This is a genomic window from Pseudonocardia sp. TRM90224, assembly GCF_021245725.1.
Lineage (GTDB): Bacteria > Actinomycetota > Actinomycetes > Mycobacteriales > Pseudonocardiaceae > Pseudonocardia.
Map to the genome: position 1 here is coordinate 1 of NZ_JAJGSX010000107.1, position 641 is coordinate 641.

The window sequence follows — 641 nt, forward strand, 5'->3', positions numbered from 1 at the left end:
CCCAGCGCCGGTCGGCGCGCCGGGAGCGGTTGCGCCCGGTGAACGGCACCGACGGTCCCGCCACCGTCACTCCCGTGTCTGTGACCAGCCGGCCCGACAAACGTTCCTGCACATAGTCGCGCAGCTTCGGGTTCGCGGCCAACTTCGCGGTTTTCGGGCGTGCGGCGGACCGGTCACGGTGCCATTGCGCCACGGTCGCCCGATAGGTCAACACGCCGCCGCGGGTGCTCGCGTTGCGCCGCAGTTCCCGCGAGACCGTCGACGCTGCGCGGCCCAGACGGCGCGCGATCTCCCGAACGCCGACCTTCTCGGCACGCCAGAGCGCGATCTGCTCGCGTTCGTCAAACGACAGGTACCGGCCGGAGTCGGCCTGAAAAATCGATCGTGGCGCCACTCCGCCACAATCACGGAACCATCGAGTACCGACCGGCTGCGACACGCCGGCCTCGATTCCCGCGTCGGCACTTGTCGCTCCACGCGCGATCGCCAACCAGAACAACCTGAGGTGTTCGGCCCGCGCGACCGGCGGTCGACCGGGCGACCGCATCGGCGGCCGGCCCGTCGCTTCCGCTCCCCAACCAGGCTCTCGACCCACAACACACCTCCGGCTCGAGGTGTTGCGACGACCGGTTGAATCCGCC

General features: G+C 70.0%; 1 protein-coding gene. It reads right to left on the minus strand.

Annotated elements, in window-relative coordinates:
- Positions 1–490, minus strand: a 490-nt coding sequence (locus tag LL648_RS43595) for a helix-turn-helix domain-containing protein (RefSeq protein WP_232668863.1), incomplete at its 3' end; no start/stop codon positions are given.
- Between the last annotated feature and the right edge of the window lie 151 nt (positions 491–641).